The following is a 24186-nucleotide window of genomic DNA, read 5'->3' as shown; positions in this document are numbered from 1 at the left end:
TGCTCAGCCAACCTCGCGACCGACGGCGGCGGCAAGCTCGCGCACCGCGCCGGCGACGGCCGGGGAGTCCTTGGCCAGGATCTTCTCGTGGTTGCTGGCGACCCGCGCGCTCACCTGCAGGTTCGGGTTGCGGACCAGCAACGGATCGAGGCTGGCACGCGCCTGGTCCATCTCACCGCCCGCGTCACCGGTGTGGTCGCCCTGAGCGATCACATACCGGACCGGAACGGTCAGGCCCCCGAGAGTCGGGCCGAGAGCGGCGTGCAGGGCGTGGCTCTCGACCTGGATTTCGGCGTGCTGGGCGGCGGACATCCGCGCGGCCAGGCCGAAGGGCACCGCCAGAGGCAGCACGAACCGCAACCGGCGGAACAACTTGCGGACCCGCTCCAGATCCGCCTCCTCGGTCCAGCCCATCGGGAACGGGCCGTCGACCCCGACAACGCCCGCCACCCGGTCCGGGTGGCGGGCCGCCCACAGCACCCCAAGCAGCGCGCCGTAGGACCAGCCCACCAGCAGCGGCCGATCCACCCCTCGTGTGCGCAAGACAACATCGAGATCCCGGATTACAGCGTCGAACGAGTAGTCCGCCGACCGCTTCGACTTGCCGCGGGCCCGCTCGTCGTAGGTGATGTGTCGAAAGTCGGGGCCGAGATCGGCGATAACCTGCCGCCAGGCCTTCTGGGTGGAGTAGGAACCATTCAGATAGACCACGGGGGTTCCTGACCCACCGGTGTCGGTGACGGCCAGCGCGGTGTCGTCCACCGGCACCATCCCGGTCCACACCGAACTGTCCGAGTGCGAAGAAGTAGTCATGCGAGCGAGCGTGCACCTTGACCTCGGGTCAAGGTCAAGTACGCTCCACCCCGCCTTTGTCAGCCGATCGGTGGCTTCGTGGGGTGTCATGTCCGCGCCACACCTCATCGACCTCCGCAGCGGAAAGTCCCCGACGACAAGGAGCATGGCTGTCCGATGTCGCGATGTTCGGACCACGTCAGAGGTCCCGACGAAGCTCGCCTACCAACTCAGTTCCGCCGGTGAACGAACTGAGGAGGTTGGTTGCCTGAGCGGCTGTCGATGTGTCAACGATCCCGAGAGGCACAGGAGTTTCCAGCAAGCAGTAGGTTGATGAATGGAAACCTATTGGCGTATCGTAACCCCTGTGAACGACGAACCGGCACCGCAAGACCTGCTCGACATCGCCTCCACTGCCACCATGCGAGCCCGGAGTGCGACGACCGTGCCGAGGTGGGTTCCACCGACGGCAGCATTGCTGGGAGGCGCCAGCCTCATCGTGGTAGGCCTTGCCCGTCCCGAGTTCGATGACGCGGTCTTCTGGTCCATCATGTCCGTCGGGGGCGCCATATTCTGTGTATATATCGCCTTGATGCTCTGGGTGTGGCGCAGGGAACGCAACAGCGGAGTCGTTCCGCGATATTTGGCCGACCTGCCCACGCGGCGCTGGCAGCGGGTTGCCCTGTTCCTGCTGATCGTGTTGGTGCCCGCCATGGTGCAAGGGTTCCTCGACGGCTGGGCTCACGTCATGTTCGCCGTAATGCTCAGCGGCTCGACGTGGTGGGTGCTGGAACGGCAACGCAGGGCGACATGCCCGAGCTGAGCGAGTTGCTGGCCTCGCTGCCGCGGCTGAAGGTCGTCGCGTTCCTGGAAGGCTGCAAGCAAGCTGAATTCGGCACCCTCGCCCAACTATGCGATTTGAACAAATCCACCCTCTCCAAAGCGATGACCGTGCTCGAGGACGCCGACTATGTCTCGGTGCGCAAGGGCTATCTGGGACGCAGGCCCAAAACCTGGATCGCACTCACCGATCACGGTCGGCGGGCCTACCGCGAGCATCAAGCAGCGCTGGCCGACCTCACGCGCATGGCGCAGCAGACCTCGGACTCGACGCAGCCACCGGCAAGCACCTGAGGCCGCCGTCAGGGCTGACCACAGCGGTTGCGTCACTCCAAATCTGAGTACGGTCGGCGCGCCGATTGCGAGGGGAACGCACGCTCATCAGCGTAAGACGTTCTGCACCGAACCGTCCATGCTGACTTCAGTCGGCACGAGTGAGCGACAATGCCGCGTAGCGCGCGTCCGTTCGGGCGGTGACGACCTCGTGCTCCGGCTGCACGCGCTGGCTTACCTCGCTCGCTTCTCCGCGGTCTCACGAATCCACACCAAATCCGAACTGCGCCTGTACTTCTACTGGTGCAGACACCACCAACTCACCCACTCGCGGTGCCGGGCGACAGGCGGGTCGTATCCGAACCTGGCCAACTTCACCATTGATGACGCCGGGCGGCCGACGTCCCTCTCGCGTGACCTGCTGCGCGTCAGTCCGGCAGCCAGTGCAGCTCGTGTGCAAGGGTTTTGGCGACGGTGCGGAGGCGGCGGTGTAGTGGTGACTGCACGCGCGGGAGGACCAGGTGGATCGTCAAGGTGGGTGCGCCCTGCAGCGGTCGCCAGGTGAGACCGGCCGGTTGTGTCGCGACCGCGGCTTCACCGGCCGGAGCGAGGGTGAGCCCGTCGCGCAGGTCGCGCTGAGACATGTCGAAAGAGACTGCGGGCGTGTGGAATCGGGGGCTCGGCTGGGTGTCGCGGAACAGGGCGGACAGCTGATCGTGGATCACGGGGTTGGCCGCACGGTCCGGGAGTCGCAGCGGATACGCGGCCGCATCGGCGATCTCGATCTCCGGGTGTTCGGCCAGCGGATGATGCTGTGCCAACTGGACCCCGACGCGCAAACGCCGCAGCAGGAACCGGCGCACGCCACGACCCGGCTGTTCACCGCGGGTGATCCCCGCATCGATGCGGCCGTCGGCGACCGCGGGGGAGATCTCCGGTGTCGCCATCGGGACCGCGCCGACCTCGAGTCCCGGGCTGCTGCGAATGAGCCTGTCCACCAGGGCCGGTGCCGTCTCGGCCCCCGCGCTGAGGCTGTATCCGATGCGCAGCGTGCCCAGTTCACCGGCCCCCGCATTCCGGGCGGTGTCCCATGCCCGGTCCAGCGCCGCCAGCGCGGGCGGCGCCGACTCCGCCAAAGCCGCACCGGCCGTGGTCAATACGACGCTACGCGTGTTACGAACCAGCAGGCTGGTACCGAGTTCCGCCTCCAATCGGCGCATCCGGGCACTGAGTGCGGGCTGCGCGATACCGATCCGTGCGGCGGCGCGGGTGAAGTTCAACTCCTGCGCCAGCACCAGAAAGTACCGCAGACTCACCGTATCCGGCGCCACATGCTCTCCCCTCGATTGATAACGATCCGTTCTGAGTTTATCCCGTCCCGGTCTTTCCCCCGACCACACATCAAGCCCTAACCTGCGCATATGACGATTCAACCGACCGCGGTACCGGACACCGCACTCACACCTAGCGGCGCAGGAGGCAGGCATGCATAAGTTGGTAGTCCTATATCCCAAGCCCGCCGACCCTGACCACTTCCGCGACTACTACGTGACCAACCACCTTCCACTGGTCAGGAAGATCCCCGGCCTGCTTGCATGGCGCTACAGCTTCGACGTAGCGGCGACCAACGGAGAAGCGCCGTATTTCGCGGTCTTCGAAGCCGACTACGCTGACGCCGCCGCCATGGCCGCGGCGTCGGCGTCGCAGCAAGGCCAGCGGGCGGCCGCCGATGTCGCCAACTACGCCACCGGCGGCGCGGTCATCATCGACTATCCGGTGCAGGACGGCACCAGCTGAGGCAGGACGGAACGCTCCGGGACACGTTCGTTCCGTTGCCCCACAGGGCATCCCCTACCGCTTGGTCCAGCCAGTTACAGCGGCGGCGGTCGCCGACTACGTCGAGGGCATGCTGGCCGATACGCCAGCCCTGTTCGATGCGCGAGCAATGCACGCTACAAGGTTCCGCACGACCGCGACCATGTCCTGAACCTCCTCAACGCCTACGCGCGGCTGTACCGGCAGGTCGCGGAGATGGACGAATGGGTTCTTGTCACGCGGGCTGACTGCGGCCTAAAAAACACCGCTTATCGAGCGGTCTTCCGCTGGTTGCAGCCAGCGAAGGCCGCACCAGGCATTCGGTCGTCGAGCGCCTGGTGCGGCCTGATCGTGTTATAGATGATCCGGAATCGGTGAATCTCCGATTCGCGATCTCGCGGCGACGCCGATCGGCGGTGGTTTCAGCCGGTACGTCGATTCTTTTGGCGGACGACGGCCTCCAAGGTCCGGTAGCCCCTGGCCATAGCGTCAGTCAGTGCCTGTTGGCCACAGTGTCGATATGGGTTCGGATGGTGGTTTCGCCGGTCTTGCGGAGACGGCCGAATCGACGTTCGGTCATGTCGGTCTCTCCGGAGTGGCGGATTCGGAGCACGGTGCTGGCCCGGGTGCCGTAAAACCCCGCGCGAATCATCCGGGGCGAGGACAGCTTCCGCAGCGGAAACACGACGTCGATGTCGGGCAGGGGCGGCGCCGGGGTCAGGCGTCGGGCAGCCCTTCCAGACATCACCTCAAGGTAGTCGTCGATCCAGCGGTCGGCACCGTCGTCGGCGTGCAAGACACGGCCGAAATCAGCTGCTCCGCCAACCACTTTCGGCCATGAGGGGTTGATCTGAGGAAGGATGCTGAGCCCGTGCACGCCTCCGGTCAGGGCCTCGGCGCGGCCATCGGATCGGTTGGATGTCCACCACAGCTCGCCCGTGCGCAGGTCCCCGATCAGCAGATTGAACCCGTCGTACCTGGCGCCGTCGTCGGCCAGTCGTCGCGCGTACTGCGCCGGTGTCACGCTCGAGGCGAGGAATTCGGGAATCAGCTGCCCCCGCGAGCTGGTGCCCGGCTGGGCCGTGGGCCACCCGTTGCGGGTGGCGACAACGTCGGTCAGAACACCGAATCGGCCTGCGCCCGTTACACCCATCCAGGTGCCGCCGCTGCCCACGTCGAGCCCGCACAGCATCCGGACGCCGGCAATCTCGCGCCAGGCCAACGGTTCGGTGGGCCTGCCGTACAACTCGTCACGGTTAGCCGCGATGACCACTGCACAAACCGGATGCATCTGCCACCCAACGAAGACCAAACACATCGCAACCCCCTTGCTCGGCCCCATATTCAGAGTATGGCCCAGCGTAGTAGGACAGGCGTTCTCTCGGTCCGCTGCTCCGGCCGGGCCAGTTGCGGCTGGATCGCCGATGGCGACTCTCTTCCGAATCGCGGGCGCTCGTGACCGTCGACATCGCGATGGACTCCGACACCGACCGCGTGGAAACTCCCCGACCTGTGCCAACTCGAATCCGTTGCCGTGGACCGTAACTGGCGAAATCATCCACCGATCGGCAAGCGGAGGGAGCCGAATCTCAGAATCACGGCGGGTCCGCCATCCAATCTGAGGTTCCGCCACGAGATTTGAGACCCTACAACTGAAACCTCGGACTCAGTTCTCATCGGGACATCTGCGGACACCGGGTACCGCCGGTCGGAACCGGCGGCCTGCGGGAGTCGTTTTCTCGGGGATCCGGAGCTGTCGTATGACGCTGTACCAGCGACACTCCGGTGGGGTTCTGCGACGGTTCTCTTGGGTGTGTGGCTCGATAATTCTCCCGTGGTCGGCCGTTTCCGGGTCCGCCTACTCAGCGGACCCGGAAACGGCAGCGAAGCTGGCCTCAGCAACCGCCGCGGGCTTGGTACTCGTGGACGTCGTAAAGCAAACGCAGCGACTGGATCTTGCTGTCGGCGATCTGGAAGAACTCGGCGACGCGGACGGTGCCGCCGGGCATTTCGGCGTCGAACAGCGTGGCCGCCGCCTGGTCGGTGCAGAGCTGCTCGAGCATGGTCATGCCGCGCATCGTCTCGGCAAATGCGGCTGCGCCCTTGATGAATCCCTCTGCGCCGACGCTGCGTCCAGCCATCGGCGCCTCGAAGCGGAGGTCCGGGGCCAGGATCTGGCGCAAGCGCTGTTCGTCGAAGGACGCCGTGCCGTTCTCGAGGTTGTCGTAGTAGGCATGTATGAGCTGGTCGGTGTGCAGGAGTTGGTCTTCGGTCATGCTGCTCAGCATTCCAACGAATCACGACATCCTGTGTCGTGTATTCCAGCTATGACCGAACTGCTATAGATTTCGGATGACCCGGCACGGATTCCCGGCGGCGAAGACCTGCGCTGGCAGGTCTTTCGTGACGACACTCCCAGCACCGACAACTGTGTTCGCGCCGATCGTGACTCCGGGGCAGACGATGACACCTCCGCCCAGCCACACGTTGTCTCCGATGGTGATCCGAGCCGCTGTCTCCCAGCGCTGGCGGCGCAGCTCATGGTCGTCCATCGGATGCAGGGCCGTCAGCAGCTGGGCACGCGGGCCGATGGGGATTACAGGATGGTCTGAGCCGCAGTGGGTTTCACTGGCCGTGGGGCGAACAACCCACGGACTCGGGGGCGGACACCCGCCATACAATTCATATGACCGGGGCGTGGCGGTAGCGTCTACCGGCGCATCCGAGGAGTAGATCACCGGTGTCCGACATTGTGCAAACAATCTTCGACAGTAGAGGTTTCGGGGATGTTGTTGTCACGAGGACCGATGACCGTTGTTCGGCGCAGTTCAGGAAAGCGGATTCGCCGGTGGTGACCATCGAACGAGTCGGTGCGCGGACGCGCTCGAGTGTTCTGATCGGGACCAGGGATGCGCGCTGTCTCGCGGCGCGGGTGAACGACCGTCCGATGAAGGTGCTTCCAGGGAGCGGGCGCGTGCTCAAGCGCAGCTATCGTGTGGTCGCCGAAATCGATGACCGGGTGCTGACTTTGGAACCGAAATCCGTTGAGGAAAGCAGATTCCTCAACGGCCGGCCGGGAGAGATCGAGCAGTCGTTCTGCACATTCACTTTGCTGGGCGACGGGTCGGTCTATGTGGAGTGGAAGGCGCCGACCGCGACCGAAGTGCGGGGACACATCGTCGAACCACGTCAGCCCACAGAAGAGGACGTGCTAATCGGGTTCGCACTAGTGGCGGCATTCGGTATCGGTTCACTGTCGGTGACATCGCTTGTCATCGAGTTTGTCGGGGCATTCGGCTGAGCGCATTGCCGTGTCGGATCGACAAGGCCAACCGATCTCATCGTCATCGCTGTTGATGGCCATCTATTCCGCCGGAATCGGGCGCGGCTTCCCCTAAGCGGCAACACACGATACTCGGCACTATGGGGACATTCAGCGCCGCAGCCGATCTCGCTGCGCAGACCGCGCGACCAGCGGATGACAGTACGTTGAATCCGAGTGGACACGACCAAACCTTGCACGGTTGTATGGTCCCTGTGATCCGGTTTCGGTTCGGCTTGACGCCACTCGACGAAGTCACACCGTGGGGTGAGCGCAATGCGCTGCACTGGTTCGGATTGACCGAAGGCTGGTACTGCGTCGACATCGACGATCACGAGCTGCTGCGCTACTCCGCCCACACGATGGACCTGCGGCGTGCCAGCGTGGCCGGCGCAAGAGCCCATCCCTGGGTGGACTACTACGTCGTAAGGCTGTGGGAAGACCTGCTGGAGGTACTGCCGCACGCACTCGAACCGGTTCCAGAAGATCTGGTCGAGTTCATGGCCAGCGAATCCACGAACTGGCGCGAAACCGACGACCCCGCTGCCGACGCTGCGGTGTCCGCGCACGGGGACCGCATCATCGATGCTGGCTATCTGCGTGTCGGGCCACACCTGCAATTGTGGCGCGACACCGGCGCCAGAGACACCATCGCGATCGCCTGGCGGTACACCACCGATCCGCACAGCGAAATTTCCTTCACTGCACCGGAATACGGCCGAGCGTCCATTCCCGCCGAGGAATTTGTCTCGGCAGTCACCGACTTCGATCGTTCGCTGCTCGATGCCATGGAGGCCCGAGTAGCACAATTGGCCTCGACCGCCCGGCGGACCGACGTCGAACTCGATGTCGACGACTTGCTGCGGGAGCACAAGGACCGGCGTACCTGGTTGCCCCGAGCCCTGAACCAACGCCCCTCCACAGATTGGGATGCCGTACGTGCTGGCGCCCGCATCGTGTCCTGCCACTGAAATCGGCAAGAGCGGACGTTCTGCGCCGCAGTCGATCTCGTCGGGTAGAACGCCCGCGCAGCGGCATTATCGTGCGTCGATTAGGTTGCGTATCTTTGCGGTGACGACGCCGGGCTGCTCCTCCGGAAGGAAATGGCCACATTTCACCGTGTCTGCGCGGAGATTCGGCGCCCATTCGGACCAGATCGAGAGGGGGTCGAATGGAAGTACGACCTCGCCCGGGTCTTGCCAGAGCGCGGCTACGGGCATGCTCAGCCGGTGGCCTCCGCGGCGGTCGGTTTCGTCGTGGTTGTTGTCAATGTATGCACTGGCTCGGTAGTCGGCGCAGATGGCGCGGATAGCGTCGGGGGCACGGGCGGCGGTGAGGTACTGGATGCGGATGTCCGTGGGAATCGCGTCGGGTATCTGGGTCCAGCTGTCGAGAAAGTGCCCGAAGAAGAGATCGGGGTCGGCTCGGATCATGCGCTCGGCAAGATCGGTCGGTTGTGCCAGCAGGTACAGATGGAACGCGAAGATGCCGGAGGTCCCATGCAGGGTGGACCACATGTTTGCGGCCGGTAGTACGTCGAGGATCGCGAGATGGCTGATTGCGTCCGGGTGGTCCAAACCGGCGCGGAAGGCGACCAATCCACCTCTGTCGTGTCCCGCAAGGGCGAATCGTTTATGGCCGAGCGAGTGCATGAGTTCGATGATGTCGGCCGCCATCGTGCGTTTGGCGTAGGTGTCGCCATCCGGGCTTTCGACGGGCTTGTCGCTGTCGCCGTAGCCACGCAGATCCGGGCAGATCACCTGGTGGTCTCGAGCGAGGTCGGTGGCGACGTGTCGCCAGGCGAGGTGGGTTTGCGGGAACCCATGCAAGAGAACGATCGGGCTGCCGGTTCCAGCGACGCCGACGTTGAGACTGACATCGCCGACCGGCACACGATCGTAGGTGAACCCGGCAATTCTGTTACTCATCGCCTGGACGGTAATCCACGGCACCGACAGGTTCTGAGCACCAGCGGCGTACCGACCATGGCGAAAACCGCAGTGCCCGACCGGATCCCCACCATGCCGAACGTGCGCACATCGGCAAAACCGGACGCTCAGCGCCGCAGCCGACCTCGCGGCGTAGACCGCCGGCCCAGCGGCATGCGAGAGTGTTCGCGAGCGAATGCGTCACGATCTCTGGTCGAGTTAGGAACGTAACTGTCCTATCTCCACGACACACTCGAATCATGAGTGAAACCGAATCGACTGCGGGACAGCTGGATCAGGCCGATATCACCGACTACAACGATCCGAACGCACCGTGGAATCAGGCGTGGGACCAGGAGGGCAGCATCGCCAACTGGAACGATGATGTGATCAGGGAGTTCCGGGAGAACTCGGGCAGGGTGGGCGGTGCTTATGCGGGCGGGGACCTCATCCTGCTCACCACGACGGGAGCCAAGAGCGGAAAGCCGCACACGATTCCGCTGGGACCCGGGTACCGGGGCGACATCATGTACGTGAGCTCGTTCATGGAGGGCAAGTACCCGGCGTGGTGGTACAACATCAAGGCGAATCCTCAGGTCACCATCGAGCTCCGGGACAAGACCTACCCGGGGACCGGCAGAGTGCTCGAAGGCGCGGACTACGACGAGTTCGCCGCCTGGGTGCTAGCCAACAACCCGCTGCTGGCGGACTTCCAGTCCAAGGTCGACCGGCCGATGCCACTGGTCGTGCTGACCCTCGGCGGCGAGGGCTGAGCGCCCCCTGGAATCTCTCAGCCGCGGCGCCTCGACAACATCACATAATCGGCAGATCCGGGCGTTCTCCGAGCGTCGGCCGAACGCCTGCAGCAGACACGCCCAGCCGGTGACCGAGACTATTTCGGCACACAGTCGCGAGTCGAATGAATATCACCCACCCGGAACACCCGCTCGTCGGCACGAGGTGCGTTGAGAGGTCCTGTCAGCCAACCAGTTTGGACGGCCGACCATCGCGCGCCCAGCGGCCACACCTGAGCCAATGAGCGGGTGCGGGGGGTCGAGGACCACTCGACCCTGGCCTCCCGCAACAGCCTCGCCTACGCCGATGAACGCGCCGACCGGACGACCGAAGCCCTCTCCCTGCTCGAGAAGAACCGCACCGACTGCGAACTATTCCTCGGTGCCGAGGACCCACTGACCAGCGCGACGAGCTCACGGCTCGAGTCGCTATCACGGCGCGCAGAACGGCGTGCCGAACGACAGCCGTCCGCGAAGAAGGCACCCAGACGCCGGTGACAGACGCCGGACCCGGGTACGAGGTCCCCGCTCGGTATTGGGGACCAGCCCGCTGACCAGCGCAGATCAGCCCACCACAGTCCACTGGGGAAACGCCGACGCATCGATCTTGGACACTGTAGAGCTAGAGTCACGAAACCTTGCTATTCACAGCACGTTACGTGCCGGAATACGCGAGACGTGTGATTAAGCCATTCGATTGGGGGACGTTCGTGGCATTATCGAATCAGCAGCAGAGGAATAGTTACCGCCGGCGATCCAAGGTATTGCGGGTCGCGGTCCTCGCAGTATCGGCCAGCGCCCTTATCGGCGTGCACGTCCTCGCACAGGCGCAGCCAAGCCAGGTGCCACCCACTTCGTCGACTACACCGATTCCGACCAGCCCCGCACCGGCGGCGACATCGACTACCAGCAACCCCAAGCCCTCCGACTCCTCGCAAGCGCCCACATCAATTACTACACCGGCGCGCCCACCGAGCTCTACAACCGCACAGCCGTCGACATCCAAACCACCGGCAGCGGACAAGGCCCCCTGCACTCCGGGCAAGATGACAAAACCGGAACGCTGGAAACCAACAGTAAACCCGCGCGCGACAATCGAGGCGGGCAAGATGCGGTCCGACTGTGAAGAGATCCCGAGCGGATTCAGCAAAACGGACGCGGACAAGGCCGAAACCATGGAGGCCACTGTCGCCGCGCCGAGCGCGCGGTCGGCGAAGGCAACCGACGGCTGCCAAGTATATTGGCCCGCACCATACGAGGTGTGCGGAGCGATCCGTGACAAGTACAACGAACTCGGCGGCCCGAACAGCTTCCTGCTCTTCCCTACCAGTAACGAACTGAGCAATCCCGACGGCGTCGGTAAGCGTTCCACATTCCATAACGGCCCCATCTACTGGTCGCCGTGGGGTGGCGCGCATCCGGTGGCGAACCACTTTTTTGCCGCGTGGCAGCGCAACGGCTGGGAAGGCGGACCGCTCGGCTACCCGACCTCCGACGAGAACGTCAACCCCGACAACATCGGTCGCCGCCAATACTTCCAAGGCGGCACCATCTATTGGAAACTCAACGAGGCCTACTACGTGGCAGGAGCCATCCGCGACAAGTGGGGTGAAACTGGTTGGGAGGGTGGATGGCTCGGCTACCCGATCACCGACGAGACGAAAACCGCGGACGGAGCAGGGCGATTCAACCGGTTCGAACACGGTGTCATCTACTGGTCGCCCGACGGCGGCGCACACCCTGTGAGCGGGTCGATCCTCGACAAGTGGGCCCAAGCCGGCTACGAGCGCAGTACATACGGGTACCCGACTGCGGATCAGTTCACCAAGGACGACTGGGTTCACGTCGAGCAACAGTTCCAGCGAGGCACCATTGCCGGACCTGGTCCGAAGCCGGTCGAGCTCGCCGAACTGAGCGTGTTTCCGACCCCGGACGAGATAATTGCCGCCGCGCAGCGGATCGCGAAGGACGTTCCCGCCACGGTCGCCGACATCATCGAAGATGCGCTGGACGAAGCACGCCTATCGATGGTTCGCACCTCCGATCCCAGCCCGGGTGACGAGATGCTGCTACCGCAGCCGCGCGGCGCAGGTGACATCTTCTTCTCCGAAGCCGCGACGGCCAGGGTGAGTCACGGGCACAATGGAATCTTCGTCTCTACAACACATTCCGTGGAGGCGCTCAACCCGGAGAAGGGGGTCCGCGAGGTCGACAACACGGCCGACGGTGGGCGGAAGATGCGCAGCCCGCAGATGCTGTGGGTCAACACATCGGCCACCATCCGTGCTGATGCGGTCAAGTTCGCGAAATCCCGGGTCGGCTTCGCGTACAACAAGAACTTCGCGTTCAACAAGGACGTCAACGGCAACGACCCGGGCGGCTACAACTGTTCGCAACTGCTATGGGCGGCATATAAATGGGCGTCGGAAAACTCGACGAATTCGGACAAGACGATAGATCTGGACGGGGACGGTGGTTACGGCGTATATCCGCGGGACATCTTGAAATCCTCATGGGTAACGAAGTACCCCTGAACCTCGCAGCATCCCGACCATTCGCAACGCCTGCTCCGCGTGACCGATGAGGATTGCCAACGAATGAAACGCAGTACACCGGTCAGCGTCGCCGCGGCAGCGGCGACGCTGACCCTTGCGGTCGCATGCACGGCACACCAGCCACCCAATAATCAACACTTGCTCGATGCACTGCCTGATCGAACCATCGCGGTCGTGTCGGTCGGTCCACTACAGCCGCCGATCATGCCGAGGCAGGATCGAACGACGGTATTCGCCTTCGATGAGAACGGCACTGCCCTAGGCAGCCTGCAAGGTGGAGCGATCTATGACAGCCAGATCCTTGCGTCGCCGAACGCGATCGTGACCACCTCGGCCGATTCGGTCACCACGCTGACCGAGTCGTCGAGGTCGGTGACGGCGGTCGATGAAGACATGGTGCAAGCCGCAGTGAATGACCCGGCGACGGGACGCGCCTCGGTGTGGTTCAACAGCGGCGACGTGGACGGACAATCCGCAAACAGATTCGTCGCCATCGATGCCGACAACAAGGCAGCGAGTGGCGTGGTTCCCGGAATGGTGCTCGCCGCAGGGTACTGCGACGGTCGCCTCTTCGCTATTTCGGAGGATCGGAAAGCTGCCGAGACCGGAACCTACGGCAGCGTGTTGTACGAGATTTCGCCCGCCGGAGAGCTGGCTGTTCGCGGGCGCTGGGACTATCCAGAGGATTTCCGGCCGGCGACGCGCAGCATCCCATGCTCGGCCGACGGCACGACCTTGTCCGCGTTATACGCGTCCAACGAAGCACGGCTGTCCGAATCCGGCGAACCCGGGCTGACGCTGGTTCGAATCGACGCCACCGCCGGCTCGCGGACAGAGACCCAGCTCGTGATGCACGGATATAGCTGGCGGATCTCACGCGGGTCGCTGACCCGGGTCGGTGAGAAGTTGTTCTGGTCAACGATTTACGGCGATATCTTGTCTGTCCCGATACAGGGCGATGTGACGGTCTCACATGCGTGGAAGCTGCCGTCCAACCATCTCGCGACAAAAATCGACGTCAACGCCACCACCGTCGCGCAGCTCGATTTCCGCGACGTTCCTTCCTATTCCACCTATGAACTCACCACCGGAAAACGGCGCTCCGGACCGATCAGCCTGCCTTGGCTTCGGCCGTTCGTCGATTCGGTCACCGAGAGTGGGGAATCTACCTACACCGTTACCGATATCGCGGCCATGTAGTAGCGACTCGCTGCCACGTGCATACGAACAGCCTCAAGCGGTCGACGCTGTGTCACCCTGCTTCGCCGGGACTCTCTCGCTGCGCCGGTCGAACCAGATCTGATACCCCGCAACCACAACCGCGATCGCGCCGACCGGCAGGTAGTACACCAACGCGGCGAACACGGTATCGGTCGCGGGCAACGCAAGAAGGGAACCGATCACCAGCACGCCGGCGACTAGCCACGACAGACCATGGGTAACGCGCAGTGCGGGCAGCACACATAGAACAACCGGGACCGCAAGCAGGAGCACGAGCCCCACTCCGTAGCGGGCGATTATCGAGTCGCCGCACGTGGCGTCTAGCTGCACGACCTCACACGATGAGATCTGGTTCAGCGGTTCGGACGCAACGAATACCCCCCACACGGCGGTCGCTCCAGCCAACAGTAACCAGACCACGCGTGAGAGTCCCATGCCGGCAATCATCGCATCAATCAACAGAATCCGAACGCCGACATAGGTATCGAAGCTGCCAGCCCCGACCGCCCCAGAATCGGTTCACTGCGGCATCGGCAGTACTTCGCACGACGCTTGATGAACGGAAAAGCTCGGGTCGCAGCGCCGTCCTTGGTCCGTTCATACACCCGAGTCGACACCGCCTTGCGCAGAGTCCGCAGCGTCACCCACTCGAACTCGGTCTCGCGCGCCTCTCCGAACGTGCGGTTGAAATTGTTGGGACTGCGCGGGGTGCCGGCCCGCGACGGCAGCGGCAGGCCATCCGGATTCGGCGATTCGAGTCCTCTAGCTCTTTCACCAGGGCGCGCGCCGCCGCGCCATACCTGGAGAGCCACACGCCGCGCCCGGGGTCATCGGTATAGAGGTCATGAATGTCGTCGAGCAGCGCCTCCCGTCCGCCCAGTCGCGCAGTTGCTGCCGCAGCCGTGGCAACGCTCCGAGCTCGCGAATCTTGCTGCGTGCTACCGCCTTTCGCTTGCCCAGGTTCACAGTCCGGTCGATCGGGTTGTCCCGACCATCCGAGCGCGCGAGCGGCGATATCCATCATATGTCGCAGAATTATCCTGTGCTGCTTCACTTTTCGCCGATTGCCTCTAGCGAGGATCTTGCGCAAGTGGGCATCGAGCTGCCCCGAGTCGGCTTGCCATAACCAGAATTGCAATAATTCTCCGTGGACACCAGCCCAGACATTCCATATCGCCTTGATCCACAACCGTTCTCGTCTGCCGACCGCGTGCCCAGCGGCAGAAGAGAATGTTCAAGGGCTGCGGTAGCCGGACCGAAATGCGTTGAGCCGAGCTGGCCGATGTGGTAGCGATGTCGGCATGTACCCCGAGCCGGGTGAAGTTCTGCACTTTTCCGAAGATCCCACGATTGCACGATTCGTTCCCCATGTCGCACCGACCGCCCGGCAGGCCGAGGCATACGTGTGGGCGGTGGACCGTGCACGAACGCCCGACTACTGGTTTCCTCGTAACTGTCCCCGTGCGATGGCATGGGTTGTTCCGGCCTCAACCCCCGCTGATCGCGACAGAATCATCGGCGCGGGAAGCGGAGATCGCGTGCATGCCATCGAGTACCGGTGGTTGGACGCGTTGCGTACCGTCAAACTGTTTGCCTACCGCCTGCCCGCGGCTTCGTTCCGACCGTTCGGCACCCCGGTGCCCCACGCCCATGTCGCGACCGTGCCCGTCGAGCCGCTGGGGCCGCCTCAGGAGGTCGGTGACCTCCTCGACCTTCATGAGCAAGCCGGAATTCAGCTGCGGGTATTGCCGAGGCTGTGGGATTTCTGGGATGCCGTGACGTCGAGTTCTCTTGGTTTCAGCGGCATTCGGTTGCGCGGCGGACGACCACGCAGTTAATCGGATGAGATACCGGTATCGGTCTGCAGATGCGCGGTGTCGTTGAACGAGATCAGCCGCCAGTTGCGTTGTGTCTCATCGAACTCCCATTCGGTCAGCGATGCGAAGGCGGGATCGAGCCGTGCGCGGTCGGCCGACGGCGGTACAGCGAATAGTCCGAGGAAGAACCAGACGATGAAACCCGCGTGGGTCACTGCCAGCACGGTCTGATCCGGAAACCGCGTCGGGAGGCTGGTGGTGGTGTCGCGGACGCGAGCCAGGAAGGCGTTCCAGCTCTCCCCGCCACGACAGCGAGGCCGGTCCGGCGCTACCTGCGGGTCGAGAGTGCCGTAACGGGCGACGAACTGGTCGGTGGTCAATCCGTCGCCCTCGCCGGGATCCGGTTCACCCAGGTTCCTATCCACCGCGACAGCCGCACCCGCGGGATGCAGGGCGGGTCGCAGGATTCGAGCGGTTTCCCGAGCTCTCGGAACCGGGCTCGACAACAGCGTATCGACGCGCAGCTGCTGGTCGATAAGTCGCTGTCGAAGCGCACGTGCCTGGGTTCGGCCGCGAGGTGTCAATCCCGGACAACCCCGCTCACCAGCGACCAAACCGAGTCTGGCGTGCTCGGATTCCCCGTGACGGACGAGTAGCAGACGCACCTGCCAAGCCTGCGGCGGCACCGAACTCACTCAGAACTCCGAGCCTGAACCGCCGCGGGTTTAGTGCGCAACAGATCGACAATGTGAACGGAAGGCAGGACTCTATGGCGTTGACGCGGGACGAGGCATTGGCGCTACTGACAGATTCCCTGTCAGCGCGGAGGCGACGCGGCGCTAAACGGCTGCGTGCGCTCGCCGACCCAACCACGGCAACCGAGATCCGCATCGCGCTCGAACGTGAGGTGCTGGATAAGCGAACCTGGGAGACTCAGTACCAATTAATCATGGCGCTGGGGACAACCGGGCTTTACGACGACATCGAGCGCTTGAAAACCCTTGCGCTGCAACCCTGCTCGGCGACAATGGTAAACGTCGCACACGGAGACGCTATCGTCCGCCTTGGCCGTAAGGGCGACAACGACCCGTCCCCCGCCCTGTGGTGCCTGAGGCAAGGGCCAACTTCCACGATCTCAACCACAAGTCCCTGCCGTACTGGCCGGCAGTCGCAGCAACTGGCTGGCCTGGGCCTCGCATACACGCGTTTCTAAACCGATGCTCACAAGACAGCCGACAGATCATCGCCAATGCCGGGAAGGACGCTCTCCGCGGTCATTACGGAGACTATATGAGCGTCCTGTAGCGACACGTTCACCTTTGATCGCGCCGCACGGCCTGGAGGTCTTCGACCAAGCCGAGACCATCATTGCCCCGGGCTGTTCCGAAATCGCAGGACCGCTCCACGAGCAGGTGCGCGCAGCACCTTCGCCCCAGGAACCCTGCGCACCTACAACACCCACCCGCGGTTGCTCGAAAGCGCAGCGATTGGCCGATGCCGTTCGCCTCCGACCTGCCGCCGATCGGAGCCACCGGTTAAGGTGCCCAGGGTGCCGATACCAACCGATCTCAGCCCTGGTCGACCGCCTTCGTGGTTCGCCGATGACCGACACCGAAATTCGCCGGCATAGCCGGACTCGCCGAGGCCGCAACGTTATTGGTGCCAGACGTGCTGGTGGCCGCCGAGTAGTGTCGCCATGGCTCGAGTTGATCGCCGGGGAAGGGGGCGTAGTCGGCGAGGCGGGTGCGGAGGTCGTCGATCGTGGTTGCGAGCTCGACGTTGTTGGTGGAAATCCACGCGTCGCTGTAGATCGTCTCCAGGTACCGGTCGCCGCCGTCGGGGGCGATGGCGACCACATTGTGCCCGGGGCCCAGCAGCTGTCCGACGCGCAAGGCGATAAAGACGGCCGCTCCGGAGGATCCGCCCAGTAGCAAGCCTTCGGTACTCGCCAGCAGTCGGCAGGTGCTGAATGCTTCGGCGTCCCCGCACCAGTACGCATGATCGATCACACTGCGGTCGAAGTTGCCAGGGGTGAATCCAGAGCCCAAGCCGATCAGCAGATGCTGTCCCATCGGCCCTCCGATGGCGGTAGATCCTCGACCATCCACCGCCACGGTGAGGCAATGGCTTCCTGCTTGTCTGAGCGCTCGTCCGATTCCGGTGATCTGGCCGCAACTGCTCGTGGTACAGACCACGGCATGCACGTCGCCATGCAGGTCGGCGAGGATCTCCTGTGCCGTCGTGGTGCTGTGCGCGGCCGGGTTGTTCGGGTTGTTCCACTGGTTAGGCATATACGCGCCAGTCGTATTGCGAACGATCTTTTCGGCGGCGCGAATCCTGGGGATTTGGTATTTGCCATGTTCGTCGCTTGTTTCGACGAGCCTAGGTTGCGCCCCGTAAGCGGCGATGCTGCGAACGCTGAACGGTGGGGTGCGCGGGTCGACCATGATCTCGGTACGGATTCCGAGTGCGGCACCGATCATGGCCAGCGCGATGCCCAGGTTTCCGGACGTAGCCTCGACAATCGCGCCGTCCGTGGCGAGTTCGCCGGAGTGCAGGGCTTCGCGCACCATGGCGGCGGCCGGGCGTGCCTTGACGCTACCGCTGGGGTTGAGACATTCGAGTTTGACCCATACGGTTGCCTCAGATGCTCGAGTGAGGCGGTTGAGCCGAACGAGCGGAGTGCCTCCGATGACATCAATGATGTTGTCGTACTTCATCGTTGCGTCCTCTGTTGTCGGGTATTTCCTGGTTCGATGGGTGGGAAGAGGGAGCGAGCACGCATCACGGCGATCAGGGCGGCGGCCCCGATCCCGTAACCGACCAGCAGCAGCCACGGCAGCCAGGGCACGTTCATTCGGGCGCCGAGGTCGACGGTGTAACCGACAACGGTGTTGCTGACCACCGCCGCCACCCCGGAGGCAGTCGCGAACACACCCAGGTAGGTACCGATCAGAGCGGGGCGGGCGAACTCGGATGTCAGATCGAGCGCCACGGGCTGTGCCACCGCCACGCCGAGCGTCAGCACGACCGTGGCCAGAATCGTCGGCAGCATCGGGGGGAAGGCTTCCCACATCCCCGTCGCGCCGGCCGCCGATTGTGCAGTACTACCGAAGGCGGTCGGTACGAATGCCAGTCCGCACAGCGTCAGCCCTATCCCGACGGAGGTCGGCGAGGCCCATCGTTGTCGGCACCATTCGGTGATCCGTACCTGCAGGCCGAGGGTTACGAGGGTGGACGCGATGAACAGGAGCGCGGCAGACCCCGCGAAACCCGAAGTGCGGGCGGCCTCCAGGGGCAATGTCAGGTAAAGCTGGTTGTAGAGCACGAAGATCGCAGAAGTGGCGCACACATAGAGCAGAAATCGACGATTGGCGATGACTTCCCGCCAGTCGGCTATCACCGACTGCTCGGGTGGAGCTACCGGGCGCGGCGGTAGCGTCAGGATTTGCGCGATGGTCAATACGGCGAACACCAGCGCCGCCGCCGTCGCCACCAAGCGAAAGTCGACCACGAGCAGCAGGCTGCCGATGAGCGGGCCGATCAGCGTGCCGGATTCTCCCGCGACATTCAACAGGGAAAAAGCTTGCAGCCGTTGGGCTCCGGACTCGTGTGCGAGATAAGCACGGGCCGCTGGACTGAACATCGCGCCCGCTACCCCGGTCACCATCGCGGCAAGGACCAACCCGACGGCGCTGTCCACCACCGCGAAGGCTCCGAAACCCACTGCGCGGAGCAGACATCCGGCAATGATCAACGGTCGGCAGCCGATACGGTCGGCACCCGAGCCGCCCAGTAGGGTCAAGCCTTGCTGGCTGAGACTGCGGACGCCGATGATCGCACCCACAACCCCCGTGGCCAGGTGCAGGTTATCGCGCAGGTGCGTGGCGAGAAACGGAATCAGCATATAAAAGCCGAGATATACGCCGAACTGATTGACCAGCAGCAACTGCACGGTGGGCGGGAGCGAGCGCGCGGCACGGAACGCGGTCAGCACGGCGCCCGGTCCTTGCTGTCACGATCGGCTCGGCGGCACGGGTCGATTATGCGGGTGCAGCGCGTCCAGCGGCGCACAACCCGTTCGGTCGGGTGCGCGGTCGTGTCCGGTTCGACCGGCGGATCGGCGTCGAGCAAGCCGTTCTCGGCACAGAAGGCGTCGTTGTAGATCGTGTCGAAGTAGCGGCCGGGCCCGTCGGGAAACACCGCCGCGATGCGAGTTCCGAGATCGCTCGTGCGCGCCAGCCATCCCGCCACGATAGCGACGGCACCCACGCTCCAACCGCCAGTGGCGTGGTGTGCCGCGGCCAGTCTGCGGCACGCCCACACCGCCTCCGATGGTGCGACCCAATGGATTTCGTTGAACGCCGGGTAGTCGACATTGCGCGGATAGATACTCGAGCCGAGCCCCCGCATCAGCCGCGGCCCCGCCGGCTGGCCGAAGATCGTCGACGCCACGGTGTCGACCCCGACCAGCCGCAGTTCGGGGTTGAACCGGCGCAGTACCCGCGCCGCCCCGGCCGAGTGGCCGCCGGTGCCGACGGAGCACACCAGCACATCGATTCGACCCAACTGCTGTATCAATTCGAGTGCCAGTGTTTCGTAGCCGTCGACGTTGTCCGGGTTGTGGTACTGATCCGGGCACCAGGCGTCCGGCTCCTCCTCGAGCAGTTCGGCCACCCTGTCACGCCGTGACTGCTGCCAGCCGCCGCACGGATGCGGTTCGCTCACCAGATCGACTCGAGCGCCGTAGGCCCTCAGCATGCGCGCGACGAACGGCTCCATCCCCGGATCGGTCACCACCGTGACCGGGTGCCGATATACCATTCCTGCCAGTGCCAATCCCAAACCCAAAGTGCCACTGCTGGATTCGATGATCCGGGCGCCATGGGCGAGTTCGCCGCGCTGCCGCGCGCAGCGCACCATATGAAGCGCGGGGCGGTCCTTCATGCCACCTGGGTTGAATCCCTCGAGCTTGGCCCAGAAACCGCGGCCTGACGGCGCCAGTGACGCCCCGACCCACAGCACCGGCGTGTTGCCCACCAGATCTCGGGGACCTCGCGCCGCCGTCGGCGCGCAGACCAAAGCGGTTGTCAACTCGTCTTGCCTTGCCAGCACGATCTTGTCCATGGCTGTCGTCTTCTCTATCGAGGCCGCCAAGGGGCGGCAGAAGATGCAAGCGGGCAGCGGACACCGGCCGATCCAACGAAACGACGACGGCCTGGCGCTGACCGATCAGCGCCTAGCGACACACAGACGCGTTGCGATACCCCGGCCACCAACGGCCGGTTGCGCGCTCATCAGAAGCGCGCACACCGCGGGGCGGCCAGATCTCGAAATAGTAAGAACCCCAACGGCTATCAGCCCGAGGGCGACGAGCAATTGCGGGACGATCGGCGTCCTGTCCGCACTCGGTGCCACCAGTTTCGGCAAGCAGTGCGCCAGATGGCCCCAGCACTCGCGGCCCCCCTGGTCATCGAGCTGATGGGACGAGTCACCGGTTACCGGAGCGGCGGTCCGGTCGGCAACCGAGACGACTTCCGCATGCGAAGGAACGATATTTTCGGTCAGTACACAGTCGAGCATCGGCACTGCGAGCGCTACTGCCACCAGAAGCGCCAGCGCGGAGTAACCGAGCCGCAACCGACCGATGAATCTCACGATGTCTCCACTGAAGCAACCGGGTCGGAAAACACCCACTACTCGACATAGCGACAGTGATGTGTCGAGCACTCCCCTGGTCGGCTCGACTGACATTCAAGCCAACGATAAGGCCAACGTCACGGCATCAAACCACGGCCCGCACCAACGCTGCCGTCCCAGCGTACATGCGTCGATTGAGCGAATCTTGTTGATAGCGAACCGTTTCGGAAAGATCCCGTAGACGCCCTACTATACGTGATCGAACTGCTTCCACCCCACTGGCGGGCTGCCTGTTCGTCGGCGACGAGCGCCGCTACCCGTCGTTGCGGCACCGCATGTTCAGCAGTGCATCCCAGACCGTCCAACCCCTGCCAGCGCCGAAAAGCTCGGCGGCGGCGAAGCTGCTGCCAGCTCAAATGGGGATCTCCCCCAGTCAAATCGGGATTTCCCCAGCCGATCTGGTCAGCGCGGTCAATGTCACGAGAATCAGGCAGACGTCGTCACGACCAGGAGGTGGGCCAGTTGTCTTGTCCGCCAATACCTTCCCCGCACCGCCGACATGCGTGACTACACCCCAACCGATCTCGATGCCATCGCCGACGAACTCAACCAACGCCCTCGACAAACCCTCGGCTCCAAGGCACCATCAGAAGCACTCAACGAACTGTTGCGGATGAGCGCCTGAACCCGCACCGAAGTGCGCGCGTTCGACCGACCCCGTTGTGGTCGGGTCCGAACTGATGGAAATCGCGATCTCGAAGTCGATAGTTAGCGAACCGCGCCTTCACCTCCACTTCAGTCTTCAATCTCGAAACGGCGGCATTTCTTCGGGATGACGCCGCTGCTGGCAGCCGAGCGACCATTCGTTCAGAGCGCGTAGTTGCGGACCAGTTGCAGGGCGGTCGCGGCGTTCGGGCCCTGCGTGATGAGGCTGGTGTCCTCGGGTTTGAGACGTTGCGCGCCGACGCGACAGAACTCCCCCGCAGAGCCCCGAATCACCGAATCGGCGTTTCCGTCGCCGAAGATCCATAGGTCACCATTAGGGCCGACTAGTTCGCAGCGCACCGGACCGCCCTGCGTACCGGCAGAGGCGAAGGCGTACTGCAGGGTGCGGTGGGCAAGGCGGGCGATGAGCCAGAGTCGGTCGGTATCCGGATACTCCAATCCGAGCGGTTCTGTGATGTCAAGCAGGTGGGCCCAGTGTTCGGCGACGCGGGTTGCGGCCAGGGTGCGCGGCGACAACGGGACGGTGACCCAGTGCAGCCGGGTACCTTCCGGGCAGGCGCGCAGATTGGCCAGCACGGCGGCCGATGCCTGCCGCCAGCGCTGTAGCAGTTCGGTTCCCGAGCCGCCACGCTCGGCCGCGACCAGGCGATCCATCGCCTCATCGACCGAGAGCTCGCCGCGCCGCGGAATGTTCGCGTCGGTCCCGGTGATCGAAGCCAAGGCGAACTCATCGGTCTGCGCCAGATGCAGCACCGTGTCCGCGACCGTCCATCCAGCCGCCGCCGATGGTGCGCTCCACTCGTGTGGCTGCAGTGCGGCCAACACCTGGTCCACCTGTTGGTATTCGGCGGCCAACCCGTCGAACGGATCTATGTCGATCATCCGATCCCTCCCCGAAACAGCTGCTGTTGCAGCCCCGTCCGGATTCTCCCGGTGGTGGCCGCCCGGCGCAACAGTCAGCCCACGCGGGCTGCCACTGCGCTGGCCTACGCGTCTGACACTCGCGGAATCCTTCGTTTCCGCGAAATGTTTTCTCAAACCGTCGAGTTGGCGGTCGTGTTGGCTGATGGTCGTGTCCGCAATGGCGCATCACCCGCGGTATGACGCGCAACGTCGGCGCGGAGATCATGGGGATCCATGGCGTCTCGCAAGAGTGATCGCGAGGGCGTTGGTTGAGCCGGTTGAGCTGGAAGGGAATTCGGCTTCCTCCCTTCGTCGGATGCTTCGGAGATCCGATCGGGCGAAGGGATGACGCCATCGTCGGCCGGTTCCGAAGTACCTTGCCCCGCATGGGGAGACCGGCCGCTTGTGTTGTTGCGGTGGCACTGCTGGCGTCGTTGATCGCGGTGCCCGTGACATCGGCACAGTCTGTGCCTGGTGCCGATCTCGTCGCGCAGGCGGATGCGGCGCCGACGCCGAGGTTGGACTGGGTACCGTGCGCGGAGCCCTGGCTGCGGCCCTTCGAGTGCGCCTCCGCCGCGGTTCCGCTCGATTATGCTCGGCCACAATGCATTTCACTTCACCTCGCGGTCGTCAGGCAACCGGCGCGGGACCCGGCGCGGCGGGTCGGAACACTGTTCCTCGGCCTCGCTGGTCCGGGACAATCCGTACTGGATACGGAACGCGGCCCCGCCGGCGACCCCCGGGTGATAGGTCCGCTGCTCGAATTCCCGCAGCCGCTGGACCTTGTGGATTCCTCTGCCGCGATCAGCTGTGCCGACACCCACATTCCGCGCGTGCCGCAGCTGTGGCCCCGCACTGGCGGCGGATCTATGGCTATCTGGTGTGTGCCTTGTGGCCGGTGGCGGCGGAAAACCTGCCCCAGCGCTTCACGGCAACCGCGCCCCACCGCGACCACTTTGCGACTCGGGCCGCGAACCTCGGCTCGGGGCCTCCTCGGGCGCGGAACGGCCAGGATGCCGGACACTGGACCAGCGCTCGTTCGCCAGATCTACGGGAGGCCATGGGATGGGCAGGACCGGCCTGCGGCCAGCAACATCGGCTGACCGCGAACTCTGCTACCGGTTGCACCGCGCTGCCATGCACGACTATGTCGAGGCGATCTGGGGTTGGAACGAAGCCGAGCAACGCGACTACCACCAGCGCAGCTTCGACCCCGCCGGTACCCGGATCATCACCGTCGACGGCCGCGACGTCGGGGTCCTGATCGTCGACTATCGGCCACACGAAATCTATTTGGGCCGCATCGAATTACATCCGGACCACCACAATCGAGGTATCGGCAGCCTCATTATCCGACAACTCCTTCACGAAGCCGCCACCCGATGCCAACCCGTGGTCCTGGACGTATTGTCGGTCAACTCCCGCGCCTACCGGCTCTACCACCGCCTCGGTTTCCAAGAGGTCGGTCGACATGGGAAGAACGGCCTCAAGATCCGGTTGCGGGCCGAACCACGCATTCCCTGACCTGAGCGGCCCAGCGCGACAACCACCGACTTGCTG

The 24186-nt window shown here is 64.1% G+C and carries 23 protein-coding genes and 2 pseudogenes; 11 read left to right on the top strand and 14 right to left on the bottom strand.

The genetic code is table 11. The features are described 5' to 3' along the window. Positions 1-3: 3 nt before the first annotated feature. Complete coding sequence (locus KV110_RS16060; RefSeq protein WP_246634573.1) at positions 4-813, bottom strand: alpha/beta fold hydrolase; 810 nt, start codon at positions 811-813, stop codon at positions 4-6. Positions 814-1159: 346 nt separating this feature from the next. On the opposite strand from KV110_RS16060, the gene KV110_RS16055 reads away from it, so the two are divergent. Further along, a complete protein-coding gene (locus tag KV110_RS16055; RefSeq protein ID WP_218476975.1) occupies positions 1160-1615 on the top strand; it encodes a hypothetical protein in 456 nt (151 codons plus the stop codon). Beyond that, entirely contained in the window at positions 1603-1926 is a 324-nt protein-coding gene (locus KV110_RS16050; RefSeq protein WP_218476974.1) for a transcriptional regulator, read from the top strand. The genes KV110_RS16055 and KV110_RS16050 overlap by 13 nt, the downstream gene beginning before the upstream one ends. Positions 1927-2333: 407 nt before the next feature. Here KV110_RS16050 and KV110_RS16045 read toward each other — a convergent pair whose 3' ends face one another. Further along, a complete protein-coding gene (locus tag KV110_RS16045) occupies positions 2334-3236 on the bottom strand; it encodes a LysR family transcriptional regulator (RefSeq protein WP_218476973.1) in 903 nt (300 codons plus the stop codon). Between the two features lie 154 nt (positions 3237-3390). Between KV110_RS16045 and KV110_RS16040 the strand changes: the two genes are divergently transcribed. Beyond that, entirely contained in the window at positions 3391-3702 is a 312-nt protein-coding gene (locus tag KV110_RS16040) for an EthD family reductase (protein ID WP_218476972.1), read from the top strand. 287 nt (positions 3703-3989) lie between these two features. Here the strand turns inward: KV110_RS16040 and KV110_RS42055 are convergent. The 4 genes and pseudogenes from KV110_RS42055 to KV110_RS16020 form a co-directional block, all read right to left on the bottom strand. Continuing rightward, a pseudogene (locus KV110_RS42055) lies at positions 3990-4118 on the bottom strand (integrase core domain-containing protein); the annotation flags it as partial. Positions 4119-4213: 95 nt separating this feature from the next. Beyond that, positions 4214-5062 carry an NRDE family protein gene (locus KV110_RS16030; protein WP_218476971.1) on the bottom strand — a complete coding sequence of 283 codons (849 nt, stop codon included), beginning with the start codon at positions 5060-5062 and terminating at the stop codon, positions 4214-4216. A gap of 553 nt (positions 5063-5615) precedes the next feature. Next, complete coding sequence (locus tag KV110_RS16025; RefSeq protein ID WP_218476969.1) at positions 5616-5996, bottom strand: nuclear transport factor 2 family protein; 381 nt, start codon at positions 5994-5996, stop codon at positions 5616-5618. 63 nt (positions 5997-6059) lie between these two features. Next, positions 6060-6317: pseudogene (locus KV110_RS16020) on the bottom strand (DapH/DapD/GlmU-related protein); the annotation flags it as partial. Between the two features lie 143 nt (positions 6318-6460). Here KV110_RS16020 and KV110_RS16015 point away from each other — a divergent pair. Both KV110_RS16015 and KV110_RS16010 read left to right on the top strand, forming a co-directional pair. Beyond that, positions 6461-7021, top strand: a complete 561-nt coding sequence (locus KV110_RS16015) for a hypothetical protein (protein WP_218476967.1) — start codon at positions 6461-6463, stop codon at positions 7019-7021. A gap of 236 nt (positions 7022-7257) precedes the next feature. Beyond that, a complete protein-coding gene (locus tag KV110_RS16010) occupies positions 7258-8013 on the top strand; it encodes a DUF5984 family protein (protein ID WP_218476965.1) in 756 nt (251 codons plus the stop codon). A 66-nt stretch (positions 8014-8079) separates the two neighbouring features. On the opposite strand, the gene KV110_RS16005 is transcribed toward KV110_RS16010, so the two are convergent. Beyond that, on the bottom strand, positions 8080-8970 hold the full coding sequence (locus tag KV110_RS16005; protein ID WP_218476963.1) for an alpha/beta fold hydrolase: 891 nt from the start codon (positions 8968-8970) through the stop codon (positions 8080-8082). 260 nt (positions 8971-9230) lie between these two features. Here KV110_RS16005 and KV110_RS16000 point away from each other — a divergent pair, with 260 nt between their 5' ends. The 4 genes from KV110_RS16000 to KV110_RS15985 all read left to right on the top strand — a co-directional run bounded on the left by KV110_RS16000 (position 9231) and on the right by KV110_RS15985 (position 13519). Next, the gene (locus KV110_RS16000; protein ID WP_218476961.1) at positions 9231-9743 is read left to right on the top strand and encodes a nitroreductase/quinone reductase family protein; all 513 of its coding nucleotides are present in this window, start codon (positions 9231-9233) and stop codon (positions 9741-9743) included. 270 nt (positions 9744-10013) lie between these two features. Next, on the top strand, positions 10014-10262 hold the full coding sequence (locus KV110_RS15995) for a hypothetical protein (RefSeq protein WP_218476960.1): 249 nt from the start codon (positions 10014-10016) through the stop codon (positions 10260-10262). 611 nt (positions 10263-10873) lie between these two features. Further along, on the top strand, positions 10874-12298 hold the full coding sequence (locus KV110_RS15990) for a hypothetical protein (protein ID WP_246634572.1): 1425 nt from the start codon (positions 10874-10876) through the stop codon (positions 12296-12298). A gap of 393 nt (positions 12299-12691) precedes the next feature. Next, on the top strand, positions 12692-13519 hold the full coding sequence (locus KV110_RS15985) for a hypothetical protein (RefSeq protein WP_218476959.1): 828 nt from the start codon (positions 12692-12694) through the stop codon (positions 13517-13519). Positions 13520-13552: 33 nt separating this feature from the next. On the opposite strand, the gene KV110_RS15980 is transcribed toward KV110_RS15985, so the two are convergent. Next, positions 13553-13999 (bottom strand): hypothetical protein, encoded by a 447-nt coding sequence (locus KV110_RS15980; RefSeq protein ID WP_218476958.1) that lies wholly within the window; start codon positions 13997-13999, stop codon positions 13553-13555. Positions 14000-14841: 842 nt separating this feature from the next. Between KV110_RS15980 and KV110_RS15975 the strand changes: the two genes are divergently transcribed. Then, positions 14842-15378, top strand: a complete 537-nt coding sequence (locus tag KV110_RS15975) for a DUF6886 family protein (RefSeq protein ID WP_218476957.1) — start codon at positions 14842-14844, stop codon at positions 15376-15378. Here the strand turns inward: KV110_RS15975 and KV110_RS15970 are convergent. From KV110_RS15970 to KV110_RS15945, 6 genes are all read right to left on the bottom strand, one after another. Next, a complete protein-coding gene (locus tag KV110_RS15970; protein ID WP_246634737.1) occupies positions 15375-16022 on the bottom strand; it encodes a histidine phosphatase family protein in 648 nt (215 codons plus the stop codon). The genes KV110_RS15975 and KV110_RS15970 overlap by 4 nt on opposite strands. A 903-nt stretch (positions 16023-16925) precedes the next feature. Further along, the gene (locus KV110_RS15965; protein WP_218476955.1) at positions 16926-18077 is read right to left on the bottom strand and encodes a PLP-dependent cysteine synthase family protein; all 1152 of its coding nucleotides are present in this window, start codon (positions 18075-18077) and stop codon (positions 16926-16928) included. Beyond that, complete coding sequence (locus KV110_RS15960) at positions 18074-19354, bottom strand: MFS transporter (protein ID WP_218476954.1); 1281 nt, start codon at positions 19352-19354, stop codon at positions 18074-18076. The genes KV110_RS15965 and KV110_RS15960 overlap by 4 nt, the downstream gene beginning before the upstream one ends. Further along, the gene (locus KV110_RS15955; protein ID WP_218476953.1) at positions 19348-20484 is read right to left on the bottom strand and encodes a PLP-dependent cysteine synthase family protein; all 1137 of its coding nucleotides are present in this window, start codon (positions 20482-20484) and stop codon (positions 19348-19350) included. Before KV110_RS15955 ends, KV110_RS15960 begins: the two co-directional genes overlap by 7 nt. 1380 nt (positions 20485-21864) lie before the next feature. Then, positions 21865-22605 carry a maleylpyruvate isomerase family mycothiol-dependent enzyme gene (locus KV110_RS15950; RefSeq protein WP_218476952.1) on the bottom strand — a complete coding sequence of 247 codons (741 nt, stop codon included), beginning with the start codon at positions 22603-22605 and terminating at the stop codon, positions 21865-21867. Between the two features lie 632 nt (positions 22606-23237). Further along, positions 23238-23450: a hypothetical protein gene (locus KV110_RS15945; protein ID WP_218476951.1), complete on the bottom strand. Its 213-nt coding sequence runs from the start codon at positions 23448-23450 to the stop codon at positions 23238-23240. A 241-nt stretch (positions 23451-23691) separates the two neighbouring features. Here KV110_RS15945 and KV110_RS15940 point away from each other — a divergent pair, with 241 nt between their 5' ends. Further along, entirely contained in the window at positions 23692-24150 is a 459-nt protein-coding gene (locus KV110_RS15940; RefSeq protein ID WP_218476950.1) for a GNAT family N-acetyltransferase, read from the top strand. Positions 24151-24186 lie beyond the last annotated feature (36 nt).

Source organism: Nocardia iowensis (assembly GCF_019222765.1).
GTDB lineage: Bacteria > Actinomycetota > Actinomycetes > Mycobacteriales > Mycobacteriaceae > Nocardia > Nocardia iowensis.
Note: the sequence above shows the minus strand (reverse complement) of the source record. Positions and strands in the feature narration are given on the sequence as shown.

Coding starts and splice junctions, on each gene's coding strand:
- KV110_RS16060 (WP_246634573.1), bottom strand. CDS start 813: ATGACTACTTCTTCGCACTCGGACAGTTCGGTGTGGACCGGGATGGTG.
- KV110_RS16050 (WP_218476974.1), top strand. CDS start 1,603: ATGCCCGAGCTGAGCGAGTTGCTGGCCTCGCTGCCGCGGCTGAAGGTC.
- KV110_RS16040 (WP_218476972.1), top strand. CDS start 3,391: ATGCATAAGTTGGTAGTCCTATATCCCAAGCCCGCCGACCCTGACCAC.
- KV110_RS16030 (WP_218476971.1), bottom strand. CDS start 5,062: ATGGGGCCGAGCAAGGGGGTTGCGATGTGTTTGGTCTTCGTTGGGTGG.
- KV110_RS16025 (WP_218476969.1), bottom strand. CDS start 5,996: ATGACCGAAGACCAACTCCTGCACACCGACCAGCTCATACATGCCTAC.
- KV110_RS16005 (WP_218476963.1), bottom strand. CDS start 8,970: ATGAGTAACAGAATTGCCGGGTTCACCTACGATCGTGTGCCGGTCGGC.
- KV110_RS16000 (WP_218476961.1), top strand. CDS start 9,231: ATGAGTGAAACCGAATCGACTGCGGGACAGCTGGATCAGGCCGATATC.
- KV110_RS15990 (WP_246634572.1), top strand. CDS start 10,874: ATGCGGTCCGACTGTGAAGAGATCCCGAGCGGATTCAGCAAAACGGAC.
- KV110_RS15975 (WP_218476957.1), top strand. CDS start 14,842: ATGTACCCCGAGCCGGGTGAAGTTCTGCACTTTTCCGAAGATCCCACG.
- KV110_RS15965 (WP_218476955.1), bottom strand. CDS start 18,077: ATGAAGTACGACAACATCATTGATGTCATCGGAGGCACTCCGCTCGTT.
- KV110_RS15955 (WP_218476953.1), bottom strand. CDS start 20,484: ATGGACAAGATCGTGCTGGCAAGGCAAGACGAGTTGACAACCGCTTTG.
- KV110_RS15950 (WP_218476952.1), bottom strand. CDS start 22,605: ATGATCGACATAGATCCGTTCGACGGGTTGGCCGCCGAATACCAACAG.
- KV110_RS15940 (WP_218476950.1), top strand. CDS start 23,692: ATGGGCAGGACCGGCCTGCGGCCAGCAACATCGGCTGACCGCGAACTC.